The sequence below is a fragment of the Flammeovirga sp. AWQ4_249 genome (assembly GCF_056161045.1).
The window spans coordinates 81,209-102,880 of sequence record NZ_JBSWYJ010000018.1; the positions used below are offsets into that span (position 1 = coordinate 81,209).

The following is a 21,672-nucleotide window of genomic DNA, read 5'->3' on the forward strand; positions in this document are numbered from 1 at the left end:
GATTTAGTAAGCTAGAACGTTAAAACGATCAGGATGAAGTTTTGAATATTTCTTGTCATGTTTTAAACCTAAGTACTTTGGATTAATCATTTGTTCTACCCAAGCGTCATATTCTTTTTGAAGCTTTTCCTTTTCTTCTTTTGGAAGGTTAAGATTTGAAGCTTCTGACATATCTTCATTGACATTGTAGAATTCCTGACGTCCTTTTTTACTTTTTTGGTTAAATAAGTAAATCATTTTTTGATCACCCATACGAACTGTGTAAGCTTTCTTATCAAAGCTTCTCCATCGTAATGATTGGTGAGGGTCTCCTGTTTTTTCACCATTGATAAATGGAATAATATTAACACCATCTAATGGTTTATTAGGAGTAGCTTTAGCATATTCTACGGCTGTACCCATAATATCCATTGAGATGACTGGTCTCTCATAAACAGTACCTGCTTTGATTTTTTCAGGCCATCTCATCGCAAATGGAACACGAATACCACCTTCATAAAGTGAACCTTTACCAGCTCTTAGTGGAGAGTTATTGGCTGTAATTTTTAATGGACCGCCATTATCAGAAAGGAAAACAACAATCGTATTATCAGCGATTTTCATTTCATCTAATTTATCCAAGACTAGACCAACACCATCATCAACAGCTGAAACCATTGCACAGTACGTCTTATGTTTGCCATCTTCCATATGAGAAAAACGATCTAAATATTTTGGTGTTGCTTGCAATGGAGCGTGAGGTGCATTATATGCTAAATACATGAAGAAAGGCTCATCTGCATTTTCTTCTACAAAGCGAGCTGCTTCACGAGACAATCCATCTGTTAAATATTCTTTTTCGTCCACACGTGTATTGTTGTGCAATAACTTTGTTTTATAAGCATCATTATGTTGTTTGATCTCAGAAATATCATTTAAGACCCACTCTTCAGGGAAGTATCTATGTCCACCTGTCAAGAAACCATAAAACTCATCAAAACCTCTTTTCAAAGGTCTTAATGCCTCATGTGCTCCTAAATGCCACTTACCTAAAGCGATACTTTTATACCCTTCTCTCCCTAAAACATCGGCCATCGTTTCTTCTTCTAACGAAAGTCCTTGATCAATATCATTGGGTGCCCAAAGTGGGTTTCTACCCGAACCAAATCGGTCTTGGTATCTACCCGTAATTAATCCAGCTCTTGAAGGTCCGCATACAGCATATGTCACATATCCATTTGTAAACTTCACGCCTTCATTAGCTACACGATCAATGTTAGGTGTAGGTATTTCTTTTGACCCATTAAACCCTACATCTTGATATCCTAAATCGTCTGCTAGGATTACAATCACATTTGGTTTCTTTGATTTTCTTTTTTTAGTATCCTCTGTTTTATAGGCAAAAAAGAGTAATACAAACGGTAGAGTAAATAATAATATCTTCTTCATTGTATAGTTTGTTTAATCCTTATTTCATTTCAATTTATCTTGAAAAATAAATCTAGTCTCAATTTACATTAGTGAATCATAATTAGGCTTCGCAAATATAGTTTTTAATAGCGAAAATAAAATTTGATAAGATTCTGTCAGTTTTTTAAAAGATTATGCTATTAAAATGGGCTTTTTAATAGGTTAGAGGGGTTAAGAAGAAGTTTTTCAAAAGAAGTTGAGGGGCAATTTTAAAGAAATAAGGTTGTTTTTTGAAGGGATTATCACCCTAAAATAATTTATTTACAGAATCGTTTTTTGAAGGCATTTAGGTTTAACAAGGATACATCATTAGGTATTCTTTTCTACTTCCATCTTTTTAATTTCTCTATTAATCTTCTTGATTAAAGAAGGAATGTCTACTGAAGTTGAGGATAAATTTAATCTAACTTGATAACCACTTTTTTTCTGGATGATTAAAAAACGTTTTGACCTGTTAAAAGAACCACTGTAAGCAGTAACAGAATAATCTCTATCCATTTTTTTGATATCCTCAAATCTCACTACTCTTTTTCCGTAATAAAAAATGCATCTATCTTTTATTTCAAAAATAATTTTTTTACCATCTTTATTGATAAATAGAACCGCAAAAAATAATGCTATAAAAAAACTTAATAAGCCTAAGATCGAGGCAATGACCATGTTTTCTAAAAAATAAAACAATGCAAAACCCAAAGCTAATGGTACAACTAAAGCCAAAAAAATTGCAATTATGATATTCCCATCATTAATATATTGTTCTTTCATGTAATTCTATTGGTGAAACTTAAGTTTGCTCTATACATAAAGATAGAAAAAATGGGAAAGATAACCTTAATTTCATGGATTTAGCACACTAAAAAAGTCATCTGTAGACCGCTAAATTAGCACTAAAAGTGTAATTGGATTCAAAAGAAAAAAATGTAGCACAAGTCTTCTAATTATCATTTTTATCACTCTTTGCATAATTTTTGTCAATTTTGTGCACAAAATCCTACTACATTGAATTCGAAAAAAATGTACAAATACTTTATTGATTAATGAAATGAATTTAGTCTCTATTAAGAGACAATGAAATAATCATTATTACTACTTAAATCTAAACAATATGAGACGTGGACTATTCTATCTAACATTACTTGTGTTGCCTTTACAAATGTGGGCACAAAAAGAAAAACCAAACATACTATTTATCGCTTTTGATGATCTTAGACCTCAAATCGGTAGTTATGGCGAACCTGAACCTATCACGCCAAACATCGATGCTCTGTCGGATCAAGCAGTACAATTTAATAGGGCTTATGTCAATTATCCTTTATGTCATCCTTCACGTGCTGCCTTGATGACGGGTATACGCTTTGATGGGAAAAGAACTTTACAAGGAAAGGGTAATGAATTTTCTCATAAAATTAAAATGCAAGATACTTGGGCTAGAGTATTAAGAGAAAATGGGTATTGGACTGGAGTGAGTGGTAAGTTGTATCATGGCAATGTCCCTAACAAAGAACAAACGGCATGGGATGTTCTTGGAAAATATTGGAAAGGAAAATATCATGATGGTGGTCCTGCCATCGAAAAGAAAATCGTAGAGATTGGCGGTCGTGAAGATCAAATCAAGATTTACCATGAAAAAGGTTCAGGTCCTGGTTCATTGATGTATGCTTCAGTGGATGGTCCTGATAATATTTTGAATGATGGAAAAACTGCTGAACACGTCATTAAATTTATAAAAACAGATCGTGATAAATCTAAACCTTTTATGATTTCTTGTGGATTTGCTCGTCCTCATATGCCTTGGGTAGCTCCTAAAAAGTACTTTGATATGTATCCGGAAGACGCAGGTAAATTAGCCTATGTTCCTAAAGATGCAGACCGTGATTTATCAAAAGAACTTTATCAAGGAAGACCAGGAAGTGAAATCTGGAATGAAGGTGTTGATGGTGAAACAGCACAGCGATTAATCCGTGGTTATATGGCGAGTACGACTTATGCTGATGCTCAAATGGGTAAAGTAATTCAAGCGTTGAAAGATGAAGGATTATATGAAAATACAATGATTATCGTTTGGGGTGATCATGGGTATCATTTGACAGATCATGGAAAATGGAGAAAAAATACAGGATATCATGTTGCATTAAGATCTCCAATGATCATCAAAATGCCTCACTCTTCAATAGGTAAAAAAGTAGATCATATTGTTCAGAATATTGATATCTACCCTACTCTTTTAGAAATCGCTGGTATTGAAACACCAAAGAACATTACATTACATGGTAATAGCCTTTTACCATTATTAACACAGAAAAATCCAGAATGGAATGATATTACGTTTACTTGTGCAAAAGGTAATTATGGTGTCGTAACAGACCAATATCGCTTTACTCTGGCTGAAGATGGCACGCGTTATCTGTATGATTTGAAAAAAGATCCAGACGAATGGAATAACCTTGCTTCTAATAAAAAATATAAGAAGTTAATGGATGAATTCGAAGCGAAAATGAAAACCATCGTTTGGAATAAACCTACTAATGAACTTTAGAAATGATTTGTAAAAGTAAACTTGGATTATTAACAACATTAGTGCTCTTTTTAGCTCATTTCACTTTTGCCACAACGTATTATGTTGATGCAAAAAGTGGAAATGACAAGAATTCGGGTACTTCTAAAAAACACCCATGGAAAACGCTTTGGAAAGTGAATCAACAAACTTTTCAACCTGGGGATGAAATCTTATTTGCAGCAGGATCCTCTTTTGGTGGACAATTAATGCCCAAAGGTTCTGGCACTGAAAAAGCAGTCATCAAAATTGATAAATACGGCAAAGGAGATCTTCCTCAATTAAATGGTAATGGGCAAAAAGAATCCACGTTATACCTTTACAATGTAGAATATTGGGAAGTTAGAAATCTTAAAATCACCAATAAAGGTAAACAATCAAAGGCAAGAAGAAGAGGCGTAGTTGTTAGGGCTGAAAACTTCGGAGATTGTCATCATATCGTTCTTGAAGGGTTAGAAATCTTTAATGTCAATGGTCTTTTGGAAAAGAAAAAAGGTGGAGGATCTGCAATTCTTTGGCAAAATCAAGGTGATGAAGTAAAAACTCGTTTCATTGATTTACAGATTTTGAATAACTATATGCATCACTGTGAACGTAATGCTATTAATTCAAAAGGTAATATCAAAAGAACAGCATGGTATCCTAGTTTGGAAGTAGTTATCCGAGGAAATTTAATTGAAAATATACCTGGTGACGGTATTGTAGCTTTAGGTTGTGATGGAGCTTTGATTGAGTATAATGTAATCCGTAAAGGAGTTGATTCAATGCCGGTTGGTGATGCAGCCGCAGGTATTTGGCCTTGGAGTAGTGACAACACTTTGGTTCAATTCAATAGCGTAAGTGATCATCGCGCAAAATGGGATGGACAAGGATATGATTCAGATTTCAATTGTACAAATACTACTTTCCAATACAATCTTAGTTTTGATAACTGGGGTGGTTTTATTCTGATTTGCAACAATGGTTTCAGTTTAGGACAGCCAATGAATAAAGGTACAGAAAATACAGTTGTCAAGTATAATTTGAGTATCAATGACGGTATTCGTCCTTACAAGGCACATAACAAGAGGTACTTTGCTCCTACTTTTCATATTACTGGTCCTGTAAAGAATACTTCCATTCATCACAACATAGTCATTATTCCAAATAAGGAAATTCCCGAAATGGAAAATCATGTGGTAGAATTTCAAGATTGGGGTAAAACATACCCTACCCAAACCATTTTTGAGAACAACTTAATTCGTAATGAATCGGAAGCGAAGATTCTTGAAAAAGGAATAAAAGAGTTTACGAATGTAAACAATGATATCCAAACAGATTTTAATTATTCAGAAAGAAATCCCCTGAAGATATTACAACAATTGGAAAATAATCCGTTGTTTGAAAAAGACGAAGAGTTCATGAAGCTTTACAATTTCGTTAAATGGATTTCAAAGAATAATGACCCTAGAAAGGTTACTTTATAGAGTAAGAGAGACATTCATCTTCGTGGTGAATGTCTTTTTTTTATTTGTTAGAATGAATGTTTATTGACTTTACTTTTTGCATCATGATACAATTTGATTCCTTCTTTATCATTTAGTAATCTATGAATAATATAAATCAAAATAATCGGTGGTAACCATAATCCAATTAATGAAAACCAATCAGAAACTACATCATGATAGGCTTCCATAAAAACTCCATTCCCCAATGGTCCTTTTGAGAAAATTGTATTTAAAGTAAAGTTCCAACCCAAGTGTAATCCGATTGGCATCATAATAGAGTTTGTTCGTGCATATGATAAAGCGAGGGCATAACCCATTAATCCAGTCGCTATAAAAATCACAACCATAGGAACAATATTTCCAAGTAAACCATAAGAGAACCAGTGATAAACACCAAAAGCTATAGATGAAATAATGATACTCTTCTTACTACCAATTTTATCAATCAGCAAATACAATAATACTCCTCTAAAAATTAGCTCTTCTGTAACCACTGAACGTATATCAAAATAGAACATTTGGTATACATCATAAACTTCTAAATTTTGATTGACCACCCATTTGATTGACTTTAATGAAGTCTCAAACACTTGAAGTCCAAAACATAGAAAAGAGGTAACAATAAAGCCTATGGCAAAGTTTTTTAATTGGAATTGTGGAGGATTAGTCCAAATTTTAAAAATTGATTTTTTATTGTAGAAATAGATAATTCCCCAAGAAATAGCAATAGCAACAAGAATTCCGAGCATAAGTGTAGTTTGAATTTATATAATACAAATTACAAATATATTTTTATATTCAAAGTTTCAACAATTAAAAGTCTCCACTTGCGTCTCCACTATCTCCACCAAAATCACTTCCCGTACTATATGTATCAAAGCTGTCTAACATTGAAGACGTTTGTTTTTCTTTCGGTTTATTGGTGTAGATTGCAAAAAATGAGGGGCTATTGAATTTAGAAATTATGATTTCAGCTGAGGAAATATACTTTTCTAGCAAATCAAAATATTCATGAAAAGAAAGTTCAGATACCTTAATCATCGAGTTAGGGTGAACGATATATGAAGTTTCATCAAAATGATTTTTCAATTTTTCCACAAAAGACCTAGTAAAGTTTTTCAATAAAAAGACGTTTGACCCTAGGTTTCTTATTTTTTGACAAACTAAATAGGAATCGTTACTTGTGAAAGTTTTAAATAAATGTTCCGTATCAGCTACTTCATCTCTAAATTGCCTCCTTAATTGTCTTCCCTTTTTATTTAAGAAATAAAGATTAATGGTCTTCAAACCAAATGAAGTTGAAAAATAAGTCTCTTTTAAATCTTCATAAACTAAATTTTCTTTAAAACCCTGCCCTTCAGAAGTATTATCCAATATTCTCTTTCGAATAAGTCTTCTAAGTTCTACTTTTACATCCTCATTTTTAAAAGGTTCAACTAATAAATATTGATGTAGATTTTTATGAAAATAGTTGAATTGATTCCCTCTTATAACGTAAGTCAAAAACACCTCTGATTGCTTTCTTCCACCAGAAACTGTCCATTCCTGCTGAAGATCTATAATTTCTTTATGGATTAAATCCAGTAATGCATATTGTAATAGTTCCTCCCATCGAGATTTTATAGGATTGAGTAGCATAAAAGTTTCTGCAGAAGTAAAGTTTTTAAGATGCATCAGTAAATCAGTCAAATTTTAACCAATCTACTCATTTTTTTAGAAATTGTATTCAATGGTACATAAAAAATGCTTCAAATTAGGACTCAGCCAATTTGAAGCATTTCATTAAGCCATTGAAAAATGTTCTTCAATTACTTTTTTTATAGAATCTTTTGAAAGTGGTTTTGAGATAAATCCATTGATGAATTCTGAATCTTCTGCTTTTTTCCGATCCTCTGGATTCATGGAGGTTGTCAACATTACAAGAATGCTTTTTCCGTGATATTTTGGGTCCAATTTTTTATATTCTTCTAAAAATTCCCATCCATTCATTTTGGGCATATTTATATCTAAAAATATTAATTCAGGACACAAAAAACCTTCTCCTGTTTCTTTTGTCAAGGCATCTAAAGCTGCTATTCCATTTTCCGCAGTGATGCATTTATGAGTGCAGTCCACACTTTCTATGATAAGCTTATGCAAGAAGTTTGTTGCATCATCGTCATCAATTAGAAGTATGCAGTTTAATTTTTTTATTCGACATTATCTCTTGTTAATTGTAAAGGATAAAATTGTTTAGTTACATTATCGTAATTTTTTGGAGGAGTTGATAGTTGATTAAAAATTTGAAAAAAACGTTTATTAGTTTTTACCTAACCAAATTAAATATATTATTTAAACAGTCAAAGTTTATTTAAGTTTTTGAATATCTGGTTGAAAATTATCGAAATAATAAATCATGACAAGCCCTTGACTAATTGTAGTAATACCAGTCCCAGGGGTAATAAAATCGACGCCATGATGATTGTAAAAGTTAGCATCCTGTACTTTCAATAAAGCATCTAACTGAAGTTCAGAAAAAATCCTCTAACTTTAATAGCATTCAATCCGAGTTTAAGGCATCCTCAACTATTTCTTTAGTTTGCATTCTAGCATTAATTATTTCATAACTGTAAACAAGAATTATTACAGAAAGAAGGACTCCCAATGATTTGAATCTATTTTAATACATCTCATTTAGTTTTAATTAATTTACCCATTCTGTTTGACCGACCTTAATCCCTTGATCATATTGACTTCTACCTACTATTTCACCTTTTGTATTGTACTGTAAGTATTCTCCTTGTAATCTACCATTGACATAATTTTTTCGAAACGAAATAGAGCCATCTCTTCTGTATTCAATTTTTTGTCCTTCTATTTTACCCTCTAAATAAGGGGCTTCACTTACCATTGTACCATCATCTCTAAACTGATAAGTTTTCCCCTCTTTTAAACCATTGATATACGTATACTGGAATAATATTTCTCCATTTGCATGATAACTTTCACACAATCCATCTCGTTTACCGTAATCATAAAAGTCCTTTCTAGAAATTCTATTTTCTGTTAAACCATACCAAACGCCATGTCTTACCCAACGCTCTTCTTTTTTGACATATAAACCCTTAGAAATTTCTGTATTTTTTATCTTGTAAGTATTCCCATCTTCTGCTAGAAAAGTAGATTTATTTGTAAAGGATTGATCATTAAAAGTTTCAATTTCAATTGTTTTAGGATCAAATGATTTGTCTTGTGCATTTGAAATTAATGTAGTAAAACAAAATGTAAAGAGAGCTAATAAATAGATATATCGTTGCATTATAGATGATTTAATTGATAAGTGCATATAAATATATCACATCATTTCATTTTTGCCAAAACTATGATTATTAGAAAGATAAGTACTTCTTATTAAAATATTAGTTATACAACTTCATCCCTATCCATTGAGTAGATTACATCACCAATAGACTGTAATTTTTCTATTAATAGATCACTTTTATTTTCCATCGCAAAGTCTCTCTCTTTTGTAGTGATAGGAATTAACCAAAAGAAATTCACTTTTGATGTTCGATAATCTTCTAACTCAACTTTAGGAAGGCATGATAACTTTTGCGTTACTACAGCTACAGTAAAAGGTACTCCATTTCCAAAATTTAAATTAATAGTATGCCCTTCTCCTAAAAAGGTACAATGTGTTGATGGAATACTCACCACTCCACTGATCTGATTAGCAATAGTTTGTGTTTTTAATTTCGGATTAGTATTCATCATTAACCCCAGTTCGATTCTATTGAAATCATTTACATTTTCATGATACATTTCAACTTTTGGTTGAGGTATAAGAGATACTCCTACAGTGGCAAAAACCAATTTTTCAGCTCCTTCTAACACGTATAATCCTTTTGGTATTTCCTCTTCTGTATTTAAGGCAAAGTATCTTTCAGATGAGCCAAAATAAGCTTCGTATTTCTTTATGATAAGTGGTTGATTAACCTGAAAAGGATTCGGTTCATGTTCCCAACTTGACCAAAATTCATCTGCTTTTCGTACTCTTTTGTGCATTATATTTTGCACCCCTAATTCCCAAGCAAATTCACCTCGGCCAATCGCTTCATTTGAATATCCATAAAAACCACCTGTTCCTCCCCAACAAGGAATCACAGCTATTAATTTCTCATTTTCCAACAACGCAACTCCGTCTCCTTCTTCCAACCACACTACTCTAAGATCTTTTCCTTTTAAAGCTGTCCCTCCCTCAGGATTACGACAAAACTCTTTTGTCATCATAGGCGCTTGTCCATTCTTTAAAGATTTTTGATCTTCATTGACGGGAGCTTCTTTCAGGTTTCTAATCCAACATGGGATCATCTCTTTATTAGACTGCTCAGGATACCAAAGATACAAGTAAGCTACTCTATCATCTTGTTCAACAGTTGCTATAAGAGGGCAAATTGGAGACTTACTTTCAATAAGTAACTTTGGTTCTGAAGAAGTATTAAAGACATTTCCAAATATGGATTTTAAAATTTTCATGTTTGTAGTTTAGTGTTTAAAAAGTACTAGTTATTTAGTAGTGTAATATTAATATTTTTTTGATTAAAAAATTGAAGCAAATCGTTTTTAAACTTTTCCCTTTGACCTTTATTAATTGTTTCAAGGAAAACTGTTGTTAACTCTTTCCCTTTTTCATTCAGAATGACAAATTCCTTGCTTAATTTATTAAAATTAATAGATGAAATATCTTCTAATACGATCTCAATATCTTTTTCATCATGAATGAATAATGTATTTGCCTCAATTTTGACATGATATTTATTGAAATATTGTTCTATTAAATTGCTTATAACTCCTACTATTGAAATAAGTAAAATAGCGATTTGAATTAAGGTATCATGTACTTGTAATACTATAGCAACAGATATAAACATCCCCAAAACTAATTTATTTATTACCAATGTAGCATTCGAATAATAATATACATTACTTAAAACTTTTCTTTTGGGAAAACCATTTTTAAAAATGTGGAACCTTATCATATACAATACAGAGAAAGCACTCCCTATGATTGAAAGAGTCTGAGCATAAATGAGGTATTGAACTCCAATTAACCCTTTATCAATAGCTAAACCTAATACTATACCAATCAAAAAAATGAATACAAAAATTCCGTTAATATAAGATTTCATGTTAAATATATAATTCATTACTGGTCTTAAGACAATAATTTACTTTTAAATATACTTGATAATTCTACTTTTGATAATAAAAACGGAGAAAAGAAAAAACAATATCCATAAAAAAAGACCTTCCGAGTAATCGAAAAGTCCATCCTAATTATCACCTACAAGTTTGCATTTCATGGCTTCAACGCCATTGTTCAACTAGGGCTTAATTTTTGGCTTTGCGAAGCGTACTAAGCCCTAATTATTCTAATTATTGGCAAACGTTTTTATTTTATTGTTTTAATCCAATTTGCTTCAATGTCATGGGGAGTTAAATCAGTTCCAGAAAGTAAACTATTGTATTCAAAACTCGAGTCCATCTTCTTTGTTTTGTTGTTATACAAGATTTTGAAGTGTTTAAACATTTCGCGCCCTTCTTTTCTAAAGATTTCTCTTATGTTCCCCACTTCTTCATTGCATATTTCTAAAACCTGTCTCTGTCTTTCAAGTTCTATATTTACGCTACTCGTCAAACTTTCATTGACCTTATGTTTTTTAATTATTTCACCATTTATTCTGAAACAATAGTTTACATATTGCGACTCTTCAATGGTTGTGAAAATGTAAACGTCATCAATCTCTGGATTGTCAAAACCGACATATTCCATGCAGATTTCAACCATTGACTTTATTCTTTCTCCTATCTGGTCATCTGGAGAAAGAGCCTTCTGTCCAAATATCTTCTTGAGTAGACTCATATGTATTTTAATGTTTGCCAACTTTAAATAAATACAATGGTACAATAACATAGATTTTCTCATTATTGTGCTATGGCATTTATCCATTAGTATAAATCACCTCCAACTTATCATAAAAAATTAGTTTACTAAAGAATGGTTGGAAGACTATGTAAGATAGATATTGTGAATTTGTAATGCAAAATTTAAAAGTTTTTTTGCTAATCAAATTTAGTGAGGGGTATTAAAAAATAATTCAAGTAAAGACCTTCCAAGTAATTGAAAAATCCATTCTAATTATCTCCTACAAGGCTGCATTTCATAGCTTCAACACCATTGTCCAACTAGGGTTTTGGCTTTGCAAACCAAAATAAGACCTAATTATTGGGTACTGTTTTAAATTTAAAATCTCATTTGTGCAAAAGATATTGGTACTATAGAATAAACCTTAGTTTTTTTTCCATTTATCAAACATGGAGTCCAATCAGGTAAATCAATCAATAATCTTTCTGCTTCTAGGTCTAAATATCGGTTTGTTCCTTTATATATTGATATCACTTCAGATTTTCCTTTTTCATCGATTGAAATTAAAACTAATACTTTACCTGACAAACCATTTCTAATTGCGATTTCTGGAACTCTTAGATTTTTAATTAAATAGTCTGTAAATCCTTTTGGGAAACCATCAAGCTGAGGTGCTTGATAATTTTCTGTATCTGAGGATAATAATTTACCACTGTATAATTCTATATATGGGTAATCATTTGGTTTATCATTGGAATAAATAAGTTTCTTATCATAATCTAAATGAGACATTATTTTACCATTCTCATAATATGAAAACCATTGACCAACTGGTTTATCTGATTTATAAGTTTTTCGTGAAAGTAAAAAACTATCTTTTAATCGTACCCATTCTGTAGTAATACTTCCATCCTCATTTTTATATTTAGTAGCCTTAAATTTAGCTTTTGATGGATTGCTTGTTACAGATTTATTATAGTATTTTTTATAGTAATTCTCTTCTATGATTTCTTGACTAAATAATTCATTAATCGTTATAAAAAAGAATAAAAAAAAGATGATGTATTTCATAGTTTAAAATCTTTTATATTGCCTAACATTAAATAAACACAATGGCACAATAACATAGATTTTCTCATTATTGTGCTATGGCATTTATCCATTAGTATAAATCACCTCCAACTTATCATAAAAATTAGTTTACTAAAGAATAGTTGGAAGACAATGTAAGATAGATATTGTGATTTTGTAATGCAAAATTTAAAAGTTTTTGCAAATCAAATTTAGTGAGGGATATTAAAAATAATTCAAATAAAGACCTTCCGAGTAATCGAAAAGTCCATACTAATTTTCTCCTACAAGTTTGCATTTCATGGCTACACCGCCATTGTTCAACTAGGGTTTAATTTTTGGCTTTGCAAACCAAACTAAGCCCTAATTATTGTGCGTTCGTTGTTATTCTTCATATTTAAACTCAATTTTTTTCTGAATTGTACTACCGTCAACAAGTAATTCTGTCAACAAATGGAAATCGCCCATATAATGTGCAGTATAGGTTGTTGAAAACCTTTCCATTTCAATAATCCTATCAAGAGAGTCATACTTGTATGACCAATCACCCATAGTGCCCGAACCATTCACTGACATTTTTATAACTCGTTCTTTACTGTCATATTCATAGCATTTAACATTAGAAGGATAAATTTCCATATTACATTCATTGTCTTTTATTGAATCACGAAGAATTCCATTTGTTGGCAAATAGTAAGGAAGATGTACTACTTTATTGCAGAAATATAAATCAATGATTGTTGATTCAGTTGAGATTAACGAGTCCTTATTAATAGTCTTTTTAGTCCATTCTGAATTGGGGTTTTGATTATCATTAAGAATCACCGTCATTTTTAATTCTTTATGATTGTCTATATGGTTTTGTTTAATATTTACGCAACCAATTGTTGAGATTAAAATTAATACGTAAGCTAATCTTCTCATCTTGTTTCAAATGTGTGGTAACATTTAGATAAAATGAGTGCGCCAACACTCACCCTTTAAAAGTACGGAAAGTATTTATTTTCTTCTTACTTTCTCCGAAGCAGGCAGGTGCATTCATTTTTATTTATTGTTATGGGCTTTTCTTAACGTATAATAACCTGCCACCCCCCCAATAATCATGCTTACTGTGATAATTAGAGCATTAGTAAGGGTTATAAAATTGTAACCAAAAGGAATCCAGATTGCAATTAATAAAATACCCAAAATAGCAATCGATTTTACTGGTATATTAGTTTTCATAAATTAAAAGAGCCATTTTGCAATTTTACCAACAGCGCCTGTAGAACCAGTGACTGCCCCACCAAGAGCAGACCAGCCAACTATTTCCCAATTAACATCTCCATTAACACCATATTGAATTGCTGCAGATGAAGCACCACTAATAGTAGCTCCAACTAAATCTGCAGCCGCCCAAGGAGCAATCAATACTCTTCCGCTCTCTGAATCATAATCGAATGCATCAGGGTTTTCTTCCCTCCATTCAATTGAGGAGATTGAAATAGAAAGGATATTTCCAATCATCTGCCCCTCTCCTGATTCAATTGAATAACTATGTGATTCAAATTCCACAATGTATTTTAAGGTTTTATCTTTAAGGCTCTTATCAGATAAGATACCATCATAATTTAATTTTATATCATTTGCATAGTTATTCAAAAGTTCAAAGCCAAATGTAGAAATTAAACCATCATTGTGAAGTGTTTCAATAATTTGAAACAAATTAGCATCTTTATTACTTACTCGACCATTTTGATTTTGATGAAAAGCCTGAGATGTAAGTAAATCTGTTCTTACTAAATGTTTATATTCATCTAGTCCATTACTGAGCATTTGCTTTTTACTTTCTTCTAAATCAAGATTCTTATTAAATGACTTATTAAACTCATTAACGTACTCAATTTTTTCCTCGTAAGAAGAGATAGATTTGATTTCTTGGAAATTAGACTTTGTATTAGTTAGAAATTCATTATGAATTAATCCGACCTCTTTAAAGTGAGTCAATTGAAGTGTTTCAGTCGTTGTAATGTTTTCATTATTACACCCTGAAATGAGAAACAATATCGAAAAGAGGAAATAGATTAGCTTTTTCATCTTGTTTAAATTTTTAGTTATCACCTACTTCTTTTTAGGGAGCGTTCGGTAACTTCATTCTCCCGCCATGGTCAATTTCTGATTTTTTTAAAGAAAGTCTTTTGTTAATGCTTGCCAAATGGTGGCTTCCACACTTTCTTAAATATGACTCTAATTGCTCATAACATCAAATATACACCATTGTCACATTATTTGAAATAATGTGACAATGACGTATATACATTAATAATTTGCTTACCGTAATTTATCAAATAAATTAAAATAATTCAATACGTTACATAATTATTTTAATATATAATACAAATTATCAAGCGAACTCTTTATTTCACTCACTACTTTTGTACTTGTATGAAAATATATTTGTGTTGTTTGTGGAGAATTATGTTCTTATAGGGATTGAATGTATCTTAAATCAACACCATTTTCTAATAAATTGATGTAAAACTGTGTCTCAATGTATGGACTGTAGCTTTCTTTTTTATACCAGAATAACAAATAAAATGATTGCAACAATAAAGAATAATACAATATATATTCCCCTATTTTATATGCACTAACCTTTTATATACGCCATTATTCAACTAGGGCTTAATTTTTAGCTTTGCAAACCAAACTAGGATTTAATTATTGTAATACATTTTTACATATAAAAAGGCTGCCCTACAATAGGACAGCCTTGTGATTGTTGTTTTTGGGTAATGATTATTTCTTTAAGAATTTAATACTTTTAGATACCTCTTTTCCTGATATTTGAATAATATACATTCCAGGAGCCAAGCTTTCAACTGATAGAGCACTTTTACCTTTTGCTCCATTTATCGTTTTAAATTCAACCAAGTTTCCTGAAAGTGAATACACACCAACTTGATACGTTCCATTTGACAATCCACTTAAATTAATATTTCTATGGGCTGGATTTGGATATGCATTGATATTTAATTCTTCAAGTTCATCTCTTACAGATACTGTTCTTCCATTACTTGAGCAAGAACCTCCTGCAGACCAACCCCAAACCGCTGTATCTGGTGTACCTGCTGTACCATTCCATTGGTTTGTAGAGGTATAATTACTTCCATTATAACTAACTACAGTACCTACAGGATAATTTGTATTCGGTTGCCATGTTTGACAAGCATCCTCTTCTTCCTCCTCTTCAGGTGTTCCTTCTTCATTTGTAATTTCAATCCAGTTTAAGTTAAAACCATTTGAAGTCGCATCAACTCTTAATGTATTTTGTCCAAATGGAAGGTTCACATCCACTTCAACTGTTGTCCAGTTTTGCCATCCCCATGTACCATTGAAGTTGACTGAAGTTAGTAAAGTTCCGTTTGCTGAAACATTCAAAGATTTGTTTTCATTGCCATCGGCTGCAACTCTAAATCTCAATTTTCCATTTCCTGAAGCTGGAATATTAACATTGTATTCCAAGAAATCACCAGCGTCAACATAACCAATATTTTCACCTCCTCCATTGTCAGAAGTAGCTTCCGTTTGAATACCAGACATATTCGAATAATCCTCTGCCTCTATTCTTAATGTAAAAGCTTGAGCGGCTTCTTGAACACTTACAGAAACTGTTGAAGTACTGTTTGCTATTCCATCAGAAACTATTAGTGAAAAAGTATAATTTGAGTTGTCTTGTAAACCAGAAACAGTTGGTTGAGCTGAAGCTGTATTATCAAAAGTAACAGATGGACCTGATGTTTGAGACCAAGCATAAGACAATGCGATAGGTCCATTGTCAGGGTCGTTTGAAGCTGAACCGTCTAAAGTTGTAGATGTAGATCCATTTTCTAAAACTTGATCATTACCTGCATCTGCAATAGGAGTATCATTAGATGGACCACCTAACTTTTCTAAAACAACATTATCGATATATACATCAGCATTTGAATTACCCACATTAAATGCTACTCTACCATTTGTTTCAGTAGCTTCATTCATAGTAAATTCATAAGAGAATGTCTGAGTTTGATTGGTTAATGCTGGTGTTTCACTAAAAAATCCAGTCCAAGGCTCTCCATTCTTTTCTACAGAAGCTGAGATTGAACGGTTCCCTGCCGCTCTTGCATCAAATGATAAACGATAAGATTCACCATTTTCAATTTCTAAACCACCTTGATAATATTGAACATGCCATGTCTCAAAACCACCGTTATTGATCATAGCATGCAATTCGTTACCTGCAACATCATAGTTAGCTGTAGCAGCACCATTTACATAAGTTGTCCAACTGTCAAATCCGTTTGTGAAATCACCATTTGTCAACATATTTACTACTGCTGAAACAGAAATTGTAACTTCATCTGATGAACTTCCACCTTCTGTATCTGTTACAGTAAGAGAAAATACATATTCTCCTTCCACTAAGTCTGTCACTAAAGTGGATGCAGCATTAGAAGATAAAACTGTAGCTGTTGAAGGTCCACTTATTTGTGTCCATGCGTAAGATAAAGCATCTCCTTCAGGGTCTGTGCCACTACCATTTAATTGCGCAGCAGCGGTTGCAATATTTGCAGAGATATCCGCTCCTGCGTTTGCTGTTGGGGCTTGGTTTGGTGTAACTGTCACTGTAACGGTTGAAGATACAGCACCTACTGTTACAGTGATATCAAAAGTACCCACTGTATTCGCTTCAAATTCACCATTTGGAGCATTCGAAGACCAAGTGATTGTTTCTTCTGTCAATAACTCTCCACATCCATTTCTTACTTCTGCTGATAAATTAACAGTTGAACCGATCACTACATTTTGATTTCCTTCAATGATAATAATATCTGTTGCTTCAGGTTGTTCACACGGACCAAGATCTAAAACAACACCATCAATTTTTACCTCATCCACTGCCACTGTACCAGAAGTTCCAGTAGGACCTTGTACTTCAAATTGAATACTTGTGATTTCAGTTTCATTAAAAGCGACTGGTGAACCCCATCCTGCTTGAGAGAATTGAGACCAAGCTAATTCAACTTTTGTCCAATCGGCATGCGCTGGAACTGGAGAACCATAATAATCAAAATCTGTAACCGAAGTCGTCGGAATTTTCACTACCATTGCATCACCTTTATGCCAAAAAGTAACACCCGTAGCACCTGCTATATCTGCTCTTCCAGTTTCCTCTTCAGTAAGTGGGAAACCAAACCCTACAAAAGGATCGAAAGTTAAAGTACCTTCATTTAAAGTGTATGAAATTTCAGCACTATTCGCTGTACCATCAGCACCTCCAGCTGTCATTGGAAGAGGAGTTGCATTTGGAGAAACTACTGAAGCGCCACCATTTCCATTATCATCTAAAACAAACCAATCCGTTTTTAATTTTGTAATACCATTATTTTCCGCATCTGCTACTAAAGTTGCATTTTCTGGAACTACAGTCACTGTTACTTGTGCAGAAATACCATCTACTGTCAAAGTAACTGTTTCTGTTGTTAGGCTATTTGTATTAGAGAAAACACCATTTGGAGCATTTGAAGACCAGTTAAAAACGGCATCTCTTACTGTTCCTCCACACTCATTTAGTGCACGTCCTGAAAACGAAATAGACTCTCCTAATTCAACCGTAACTGTATTCGCTCCGCTAATTTCAACGTCTACAACCGCTGGATTTTCACATGCAGTATTTCCAACTGCAAGCATACCTGCTGCCACAAATACCATAGGTGCATTCCAGTTGATTGTTACTTCACTAGTAGAAAAACTACACCAATCATCTATATATCTTTTAGCAGGAATATTGTCATTAGGGTGGAAACATTCATTTGCTGGTTTAGTACCGTCTTGAGCACCACCGACAACCATACCAGGTACAGGTTCAAATATGCCATCGGCTTCACTTGGTCTATGGTGAGGACGCATCGCTCTATTTTCACCAAAACCTGTGTAATAACTAATACCTACTGGATTTTTCCCTAAGATATAATCTAAACTAGATTGTGCTACTGCTATATGCTCATCATTTCCCGTTAATTCATACCCATAAAGTGCAATCATACCATCATTTAAGAAGTTCGCACTGTTACCCCAGTTAAAAGAAGTAGTTACCACTCTGTAAGGTGAGGTATTAAATTCTGAAATTTTTGAGTTGGCATAATTGATTACTCTTGCTTCAATTTCACCCATGTTAGCAGCTGCAGTTACTCTATCTTTATTCGCAATCAAAGAAAGGTAAGCTAAAGGTCCTACATCAGGCCATCCTGGAACTCTCATACCTTGGTTTAAGATATCAGAAGCATTCCAATAAGCATCATCTCCAGTTGTAATATATAATTCAATTGCTGCCCATGCTTTTTCATCTGCTAATTTTGCAGGATTAGGGTTATTATCCCAGTTCTGACCATATTCACCTGTTACAACTCCACTTGGGTTTTTAAAGAAAATATTTCCATTATTTAAACCCCAGTTGTATGCTCGTACAGCGGCATTTAAACATTGTTGAGCGTATGCAGCATCATAGGGTTCATAGATTCTGGCAGCTTGTGCCATTACTGCGGCAAAGTCAAAAGTTGCAGCTGTACCTTTTCCAATTACATAACGTTGTCCATTGGCATTAGAAGGCATTACAATTCCTTCAAAACCTAATGTAGTCATTTTATGATAAACACCTCCATCAACAGGATCTTGCATTTGTAACATCCAATCAAGGTTCCATTTTACCTCATCAAGAATATCCGGCATGCTGTTACCACTTTCAGGAATATTCACTTCAAAATCATTGCTAAATTCAGGATATAACTCATAAAAAGCCATTAGTGTCCAAGTTGAGATACCTGAGTTGACGATATATTTACCATAATCTCCTGCATCATACCATCCTTTTGGAGCAGAGAATGAAGAGCCAGCCGGTCGACCTCCTGCCGCTGAAGAGTGAACTAATACATTTGTATCTGGGTGACCAAAACCTCTTGACCATTGTCCTCCATGTTCTGAAGTGATACTTGTAGAAGATCTTTGGTAGTAATAGAATTTCAATGCAGCTGAAGCTACATCATCATATACATTTTGTCCGATCTCAAAGGGTTGAGAAGATTCTCCTCCTGCAATTACTCTATAAGTACCAGGAGTTTCTAAGCTTGAAAAATCGGCTGTTGCAAATGCTTCCTGTGCTTCCTGCCAAAAAGTAGAAGAAGAAAGTGTTCCATTAAACACAACCGCATTTGTATTGGCATCCACCACTTGGAAAGCACCGCTACCGTTAGGTACTTGAGCCAATTTTGTACTTGTCGGTAAAAAACCTGTTTGGTTTACATCGATGTCTTGAGCTTGGACCGCACTATAAAGAAAAGTACAGGCCATCAAAACTAAGATTTTGAAATAATTAGTCTTAAGTTTCGCTTTCATTTAAGAATTAGTTTTAGTTGTAAATAATACATTTCATGAAAGCAATTTTAAACTTTGATAGAAGATACAGCTACATTATTTGATTCAGTTTTTACATTATTTAGTCATTTAGAGGCGAAAAGAATTAATGTTGTACTACGATCGAAATAATGTAGTAATGCGTTTTTTTATACCATAAAGGTGATTTCTTAATGATTTTAATACGTTAGTTGAAACGTAGAAAAGAAACTCAATGTGTAATGAAGAAATTTGTAATTTTTAAATTGATTGGTCTGAAAATATCAATTATTCTGTACTGATATATCTTTGAGGAACCTCATTTGTTAGCCATACACCATTATCAGATAAATAAAATGCATAATTATCCTCAAACATTTTTAAGGATTCTATTTTAAGAATAAAAGGCTTCCCATGTCTTGAACCCACTTGTTTTGCTGTATTATAATCTGTACTCAGATGCACATGTTGTCTAGATTGTTTTTGAATTCCATGTTCTAAAATAGATGCGAAATTTTGTTTTGCCGTTCCATGATAAAGATATTGAGGAGGTTTTTGATTCTCATATCCATGTTTTACAGCAATTGAATGACCTTGACTTGCTCTTATCTTTGAATAATCTTCATTGAAAGCAAAACGCTTTTTAGTGTTTGTTTCTACTATATTTTCTAAATCATTAAGATCGAATTTCATTCCGTAATGATTAGACTTTTCAATAAGTTGTTGGACTTCCGCCCATCCATATTCATCAAGTTGAAGATTGATTTTTTCTGGTTGATGTCTAAGAATTAAGCTTAAGAATTTACTGATTGTTTTCTTTTGTTTTTCGTTTAGCATTTGAAATGATATAATGATAAATAATTAAAAAATTGATATTTTGTGGGTTTCTTGTCAAATTGAAATGATTTGCATACTTAATAAAGTAAATCTTTTCAATTTTCATTTAAAACTAAACTTTCATACAATTACTGCATGCATCTAAAATTAATATTTCTTTTTTGTCTCCTATCTTTTCACAATCTTAGGGCACAAGAATATTTTCTTGTTTTTGATAGTTGTCAAAAAAATGAACACATAGAGACACATATAGAAAGTTATCTTGACAAAAAAATTGAGATTATAACTTATGGATTAAACTTCAAAAAAAAGAAAGATGCTCAATTTTGAAAAAAGAAAAACTTAAGTACAGCAAGAGTAGCAAAACTTGCTTTTAAAGATGATATATTGGATTATAACTTTATTTCTAAAACCCATTCTTTAGATATGAATTCAAAAAGAGAATTATTAAAGATTCTTTTTGGATACCAATCAAATACTGAGTTCTTTACCAATGCTTTTTGTTATGACCCAGCTTATGGTATTTTAGTTTATGATAAAAATGAAGCTATAGAACTTTATGTTGAAATATGTTTCCGATGTAAAAAAGGATATATCTATGGTAATAAATCTATTTTTAAATCGTTTTGTAGTACTCAATTTTCAGAACTAAAAAGTTTTGTATTAGATAAAATGGTAAATTAAATTCATTACTATCATGAGCAAGAAAAGTTTAAAAGTCAGCATACTTTATGGTATAAATACTTTCGTATTCCTCTTTTTAAGTATTGTATTATTTTCAAAAAGAGGAGTCACAGATATTTTCCCTTACTTATGGTTAATTGGAGGAATTTCTTGGGGAATTGGTTTTTACATGAGAATTCTAAAAAAATGACATCATTTATCATTGAGTTTGAAGTCAATCAAATTAGTGGAGGCGTATTACGTAAATCTTTATCCCAATCACACAGTGAAAAATT

General features: G+C 32.4%; 18 protein-coding genes. 4 read left to right on the forward strand and 14 right to left on the reverse strand.

Features of this window, described 5'->3' with window-relative positions; genetic code table 11:
• Positions 1-3: 3 nt before the first annotated feature.
• A complete protein-coding gene (locus tag ACXAHM_RS14475) occupies positions 4-1,428 on the reverse strand; it encodes a sulfatase-like hydrolase/transferase (protein ID WP_474961166.1) in 1,425 nt (474 codons plus the stop codon).
• A 330-nt stretch (positions 1,429-1,758) separates the two neighbouring features.
• Positions 1,759-2,214 carry a hypothetical protein gene (locus tag ACXAHM_RS14480; protein WP_474961167.1) on the reverse strand — a complete coding sequence of 152 codons (456 nt, stop codon included), beginning with the start codon at positions 2,212-2,214 and terminating at the stop codon, positions 1,759-1,761.
• A 340-nt stretch (positions 2,215-2,554) separates the two neighbouring features.
• Here ACXAHM_RS14480 and ACXAHM_RS14485 point away from each other — a divergent pair, with 340 nt between their 5' ends.
• On the forward strand, positions 2,555-3,985 hold the full coding sequence (locus ACXAHM_RS14485) for a sulfatase (RefSeq protein WP_474961168.1): 1,431 nt from the start codon (positions 2,555-2,557) through the stop codon (positions 3,983-3,985).
• A 2-nt stretch (positions 3,986-3,987) separates the two neighbouring features.
• A complete protein-coding gene (locus ACXAHM_RS14490; RefSeq protein ID WP_474961169.1) occupies positions 3,988-5,469 on the forward strand; it encodes a right-handed parallel beta-helix repeat-containing protein in 1,482 nt (493 codons plus the stop codon).
• A gap of 47 nt (positions 5,470-5,516) precedes the next feature.
• Here ACXAHM_RS14490 and ACXAHM_RS14495 read toward each other — a convergent pair whose 3' ends face one another.
• The 12 genes from ACXAHM_RS14495 to ACXAHM_RS14550 all read right to left on the reverse strand — a co-directional run bounded on the left by ACXAHM_RS14495 (position 5,517) and on the right by ACXAHM_RS14550 (position 20,713).
• Entirely contained in the window at positions 5,517-6,239 is a 723-nt protein-coding gene (locus ACXAHM_RS14495; protein WP_474961170.1) for a CPBP family intramembrane glutamic endopeptidase, read from the reverse strand.
• A gap of 64 nt (positions 6,240-6,303) precedes the next feature.
• Entirely contained in the window at positions 6,304-7,164 is an 861-nt protein-coding gene (locus tag ACXAHM_RS14500; RefSeq protein WP_474961171.1) for a hypothetical protein, read from the reverse strand.
• Positions 7,165-7,272: 108 nt separating this feature from the next.
• A complete protein-coding gene (locus tag ACXAHM_RS14505; protein WP_474961196.1) occupies positions 7,273-7,683 on the reverse strand; it encodes a response regulator in 411 nt (136 codons plus the stop codon).
• 490 nt (positions 7,684-8,173) lie between these two features.
• Entirely contained in the window at positions 8,174-8,788 is a 615-nt protein-coding gene (locus tag ACXAHM_RS14510) for a toxin-antitoxin system YwqK family antitoxin (protein WP_474961172.1), read from the reverse strand.
• A gap of 104 nt (positions 8,789-8,892) precedes the next feature.
• Positions 8,893-10,005 (reverse strand): suppressor of fused domain protein, encoded by a 1,113-nt coding sequence (locus ACXAHM_RS14515; protein WP_474961173.1) that lies wholly within the window; start codon positions 10,003-10,005, stop codon positions 8,893-8,895.
• 26 nt (positions 10,006-10,031) lie between these two features.
• Positions 10,032-10,658 (reverse strand): hypothetical protein, encoded by a 627-nt coding sequence (locus ACXAHM_RS14520; RefSeq protein WP_474961174.1) that lies wholly within the window; start codon positions 10,656-10,658, stop codon positions 10,032-10,034.
• 263 nt (positions 10,659-10,921) lie between these two features.
• Entirely contained in the window at positions 10,922-11,413 is a 492-nt protein-coding gene (locus ACXAHM_RS14525) for a hypothetical protein (RefSeq protein WP_474961175.1), read from the reverse strand.
• 360 nt (positions 11,414-11,773) lie between these two features.
• Complete coding sequence (locus ACXAHM_RS14530; protein WP_474961176.1) at positions 11,774-12,466, reverse strand: energy transducer TonB; 693 nt, start codon at positions 12,464-12,466, stop codon at positions 11,774-11,776.
• Positions 12,467-12,850: 384 nt separating this feature from the next.
• Positions 12,851-13,390 (reverse strand): hypothetical protein, encoded by a 540-nt coding sequence (locus tag ACXAHM_RS14535; protein ID WP_474961177.1) that lies wholly within the window; start codon positions 13,388-13,390, stop codon positions 12,851-12,853.
• Positions 13,391-13,693: 303 nt separating this feature from the next.
• Positions 13,694-14,542: a hypothetical protein gene (locus tag ACXAHM_RS14540; protein WP_474961178.1), complete on the reverse strand. Its 849-nt coding sequence runs from the start codon at positions 14,540-14,542 to the stop codon at positions 13,694-13,696.
• Positions 14,543-15,244: 702 nt separating this feature from the next.
• Positions 15,245-19,879: a glycoside hydrolase family 9 protein gene (locus tag ACXAHM_RS14545; RefSeq protein WP_474961179.1), complete on the reverse strand. Its 4,635-nt coding sequence runs from the start codon at positions 19,877-19,879 to the stop codon at positions 15,245-15,247.
• A gap of 285 nt (positions 19,880-20,164) precedes the next feature.
• Entirely contained in the window at positions 20,165-20,713 is a 549-nt protein-coding gene (locus tag ACXAHM_RS14550) for an RNA 2'-phosphotransferase (protein WP_474961180.1), read from the reverse strand.
• Positions 20,714-21,139: 426 nt separating this feature from the next.
• Between ACXAHM_RS14550 and ACXAHM_RS14555 the strand changes: the two genes are divergently transcribed.
• Positions 21,140-21,397: a hypothetical protein gene (locus ACXAHM_RS14555; RefSeq protein ID WP_474961181.1), complete on the forward strand. Its 258-nt coding sequence runs from the start codon at positions 21,140-21,142 to the stop codon at positions 21,395-21,397.
• A 13-nt stretch (positions 21,398-21,410) separates the two neighbouring features.
• Entirely contained in the window at positions 21,411-21,587 is a 177-nt protein-coding gene (locus tag ACXAHM_RS14560; RefSeq protein ID WP_474961182.1) for a hypothetical protein, read from the forward strand.
• Positions 21,588-21,672: the final 85 nt, after the last annotated feature.

What these genes read in the sequence shown, in the direction of transcription:
- ACXAHM_RS14475 (WP_474961166.1), bottom strand. Translation starts at nt 1,428, where the DNA reads ATGAAGAAGATATTATTATTTACTCTACCGTTTGTATTACTCTTTTTT.
- ACXAHM_RS14480 (WP_474961167.1), bottom strand. Translation starts at nt 2,214, where the DNA reads ATGAAAGAACAATATATTAATGATGGGAATATCATAATTGCAATTTTT.
- ACXAHM_RS14485 (WP_474961168.1), top strand. Translation starts at nt 2,555, where the DNA reads ATGAGACGTGGACTATTCTATCTAACATTACTTGTGTTGCCTTTACAA.
- ACXAHM_RS14490 (WP_474961169.1), top strand. Translation starts at nt 3,988, where the DNA reads ATGATTTGTAAAAGTAAACTTGGATTATTAACAACATTAGTGCTCTTT.
- ACXAHM_RS14495 (WP_474961170.1), bottom strand. Translation starts at nt 6,239, where the DNA reads ATGCTCGGAATTCTTGTTGCTATTGCTATTTCTTGGGGAATTATCTAT.
- ACXAHM_RS14500 (WP_474961171.1), bottom strand. Translation starts at nt 7,164, where the DNA reads ATGCATCTTAAAAACTTTACTTCTGCAGAAACTTTTATGCTACTCAAT.
- ACXAHM_RS14510 (WP_474961172.1), bottom strand. Translation starts at nt 8,788, where the DNA reads ATGCAACGATATATCTATTTATTAGCTCTCTTTACATTTTGTTTTACT.
- ACXAHM_RS14515 (WP_474961173.1), bottom strand. Translation starts at nt 10,005, where the DNA reads ATGAAAATTTTAAAATCCATATTTGGAAATGTCTTTAATACTTCTTCA.
- ACXAHM_RS14520 (WP_474961174.1), bottom strand. Translation starts at nt 10,658, where the DNA reads ATGAAATCTTATATTAACGGAATTTTTGTATTCATTTTTTTGATTGGT.
- ACXAHM_RS14530 (WP_474961176.1), bottom strand. Translation starts at nt 12,466, where the DNA reads ATGAAATACATCATCTTTTTTTTATTCTTTTTTATAACGATTAATGAA.
- ACXAHM_RS14535 (WP_474961177.1), bottom strand. Translation starts at nt 13,390, where the DNA reads ATGAGAAGATTAGCTTACGTATTAATTTTAATCTCAACAATTGGTTGC.
- ACXAHM_RS14540 (WP_474961178.1), bottom strand. Translation starts at nt 14,542, where the DNA reads ATGAAAAAGCTAATCTATTTCCTCTTTTCGATATTGTTTCTCATTTCA.
- ACXAHM_RS14545 (WP_474961179.1), bottom strand. Translation starts at nt 19,879, where the DNA reads ATGAAAGCGAAACTTAAGACTAATTATTTCAAAATCTTAGTTTTGATG.
- ACXAHM_RS14550 (WP_474961180.1), bottom strand. Translation starts at nt 20,713, where the DNA reads ATGCTAAACGAAAAACAAAAGAAAACAATCAGTAAATTCTTAAGCTTA.
- ACXAHM_RS14555 (WP_474961181.1), top strand. Translation starts at nt 21,140, where the DNA reads ATGAATTCAAAAAGAGAATTATTAAAGATTCTTTTTGGATACCAATCA.
- ACXAHM_RS14560 (WP_474961182.1), top strand. Translation starts at nt 21,411, where the DNA reads ATGAGCAAGAAAAGTTTAAAAGTCAGCATACTTTATGGTATAAATACT.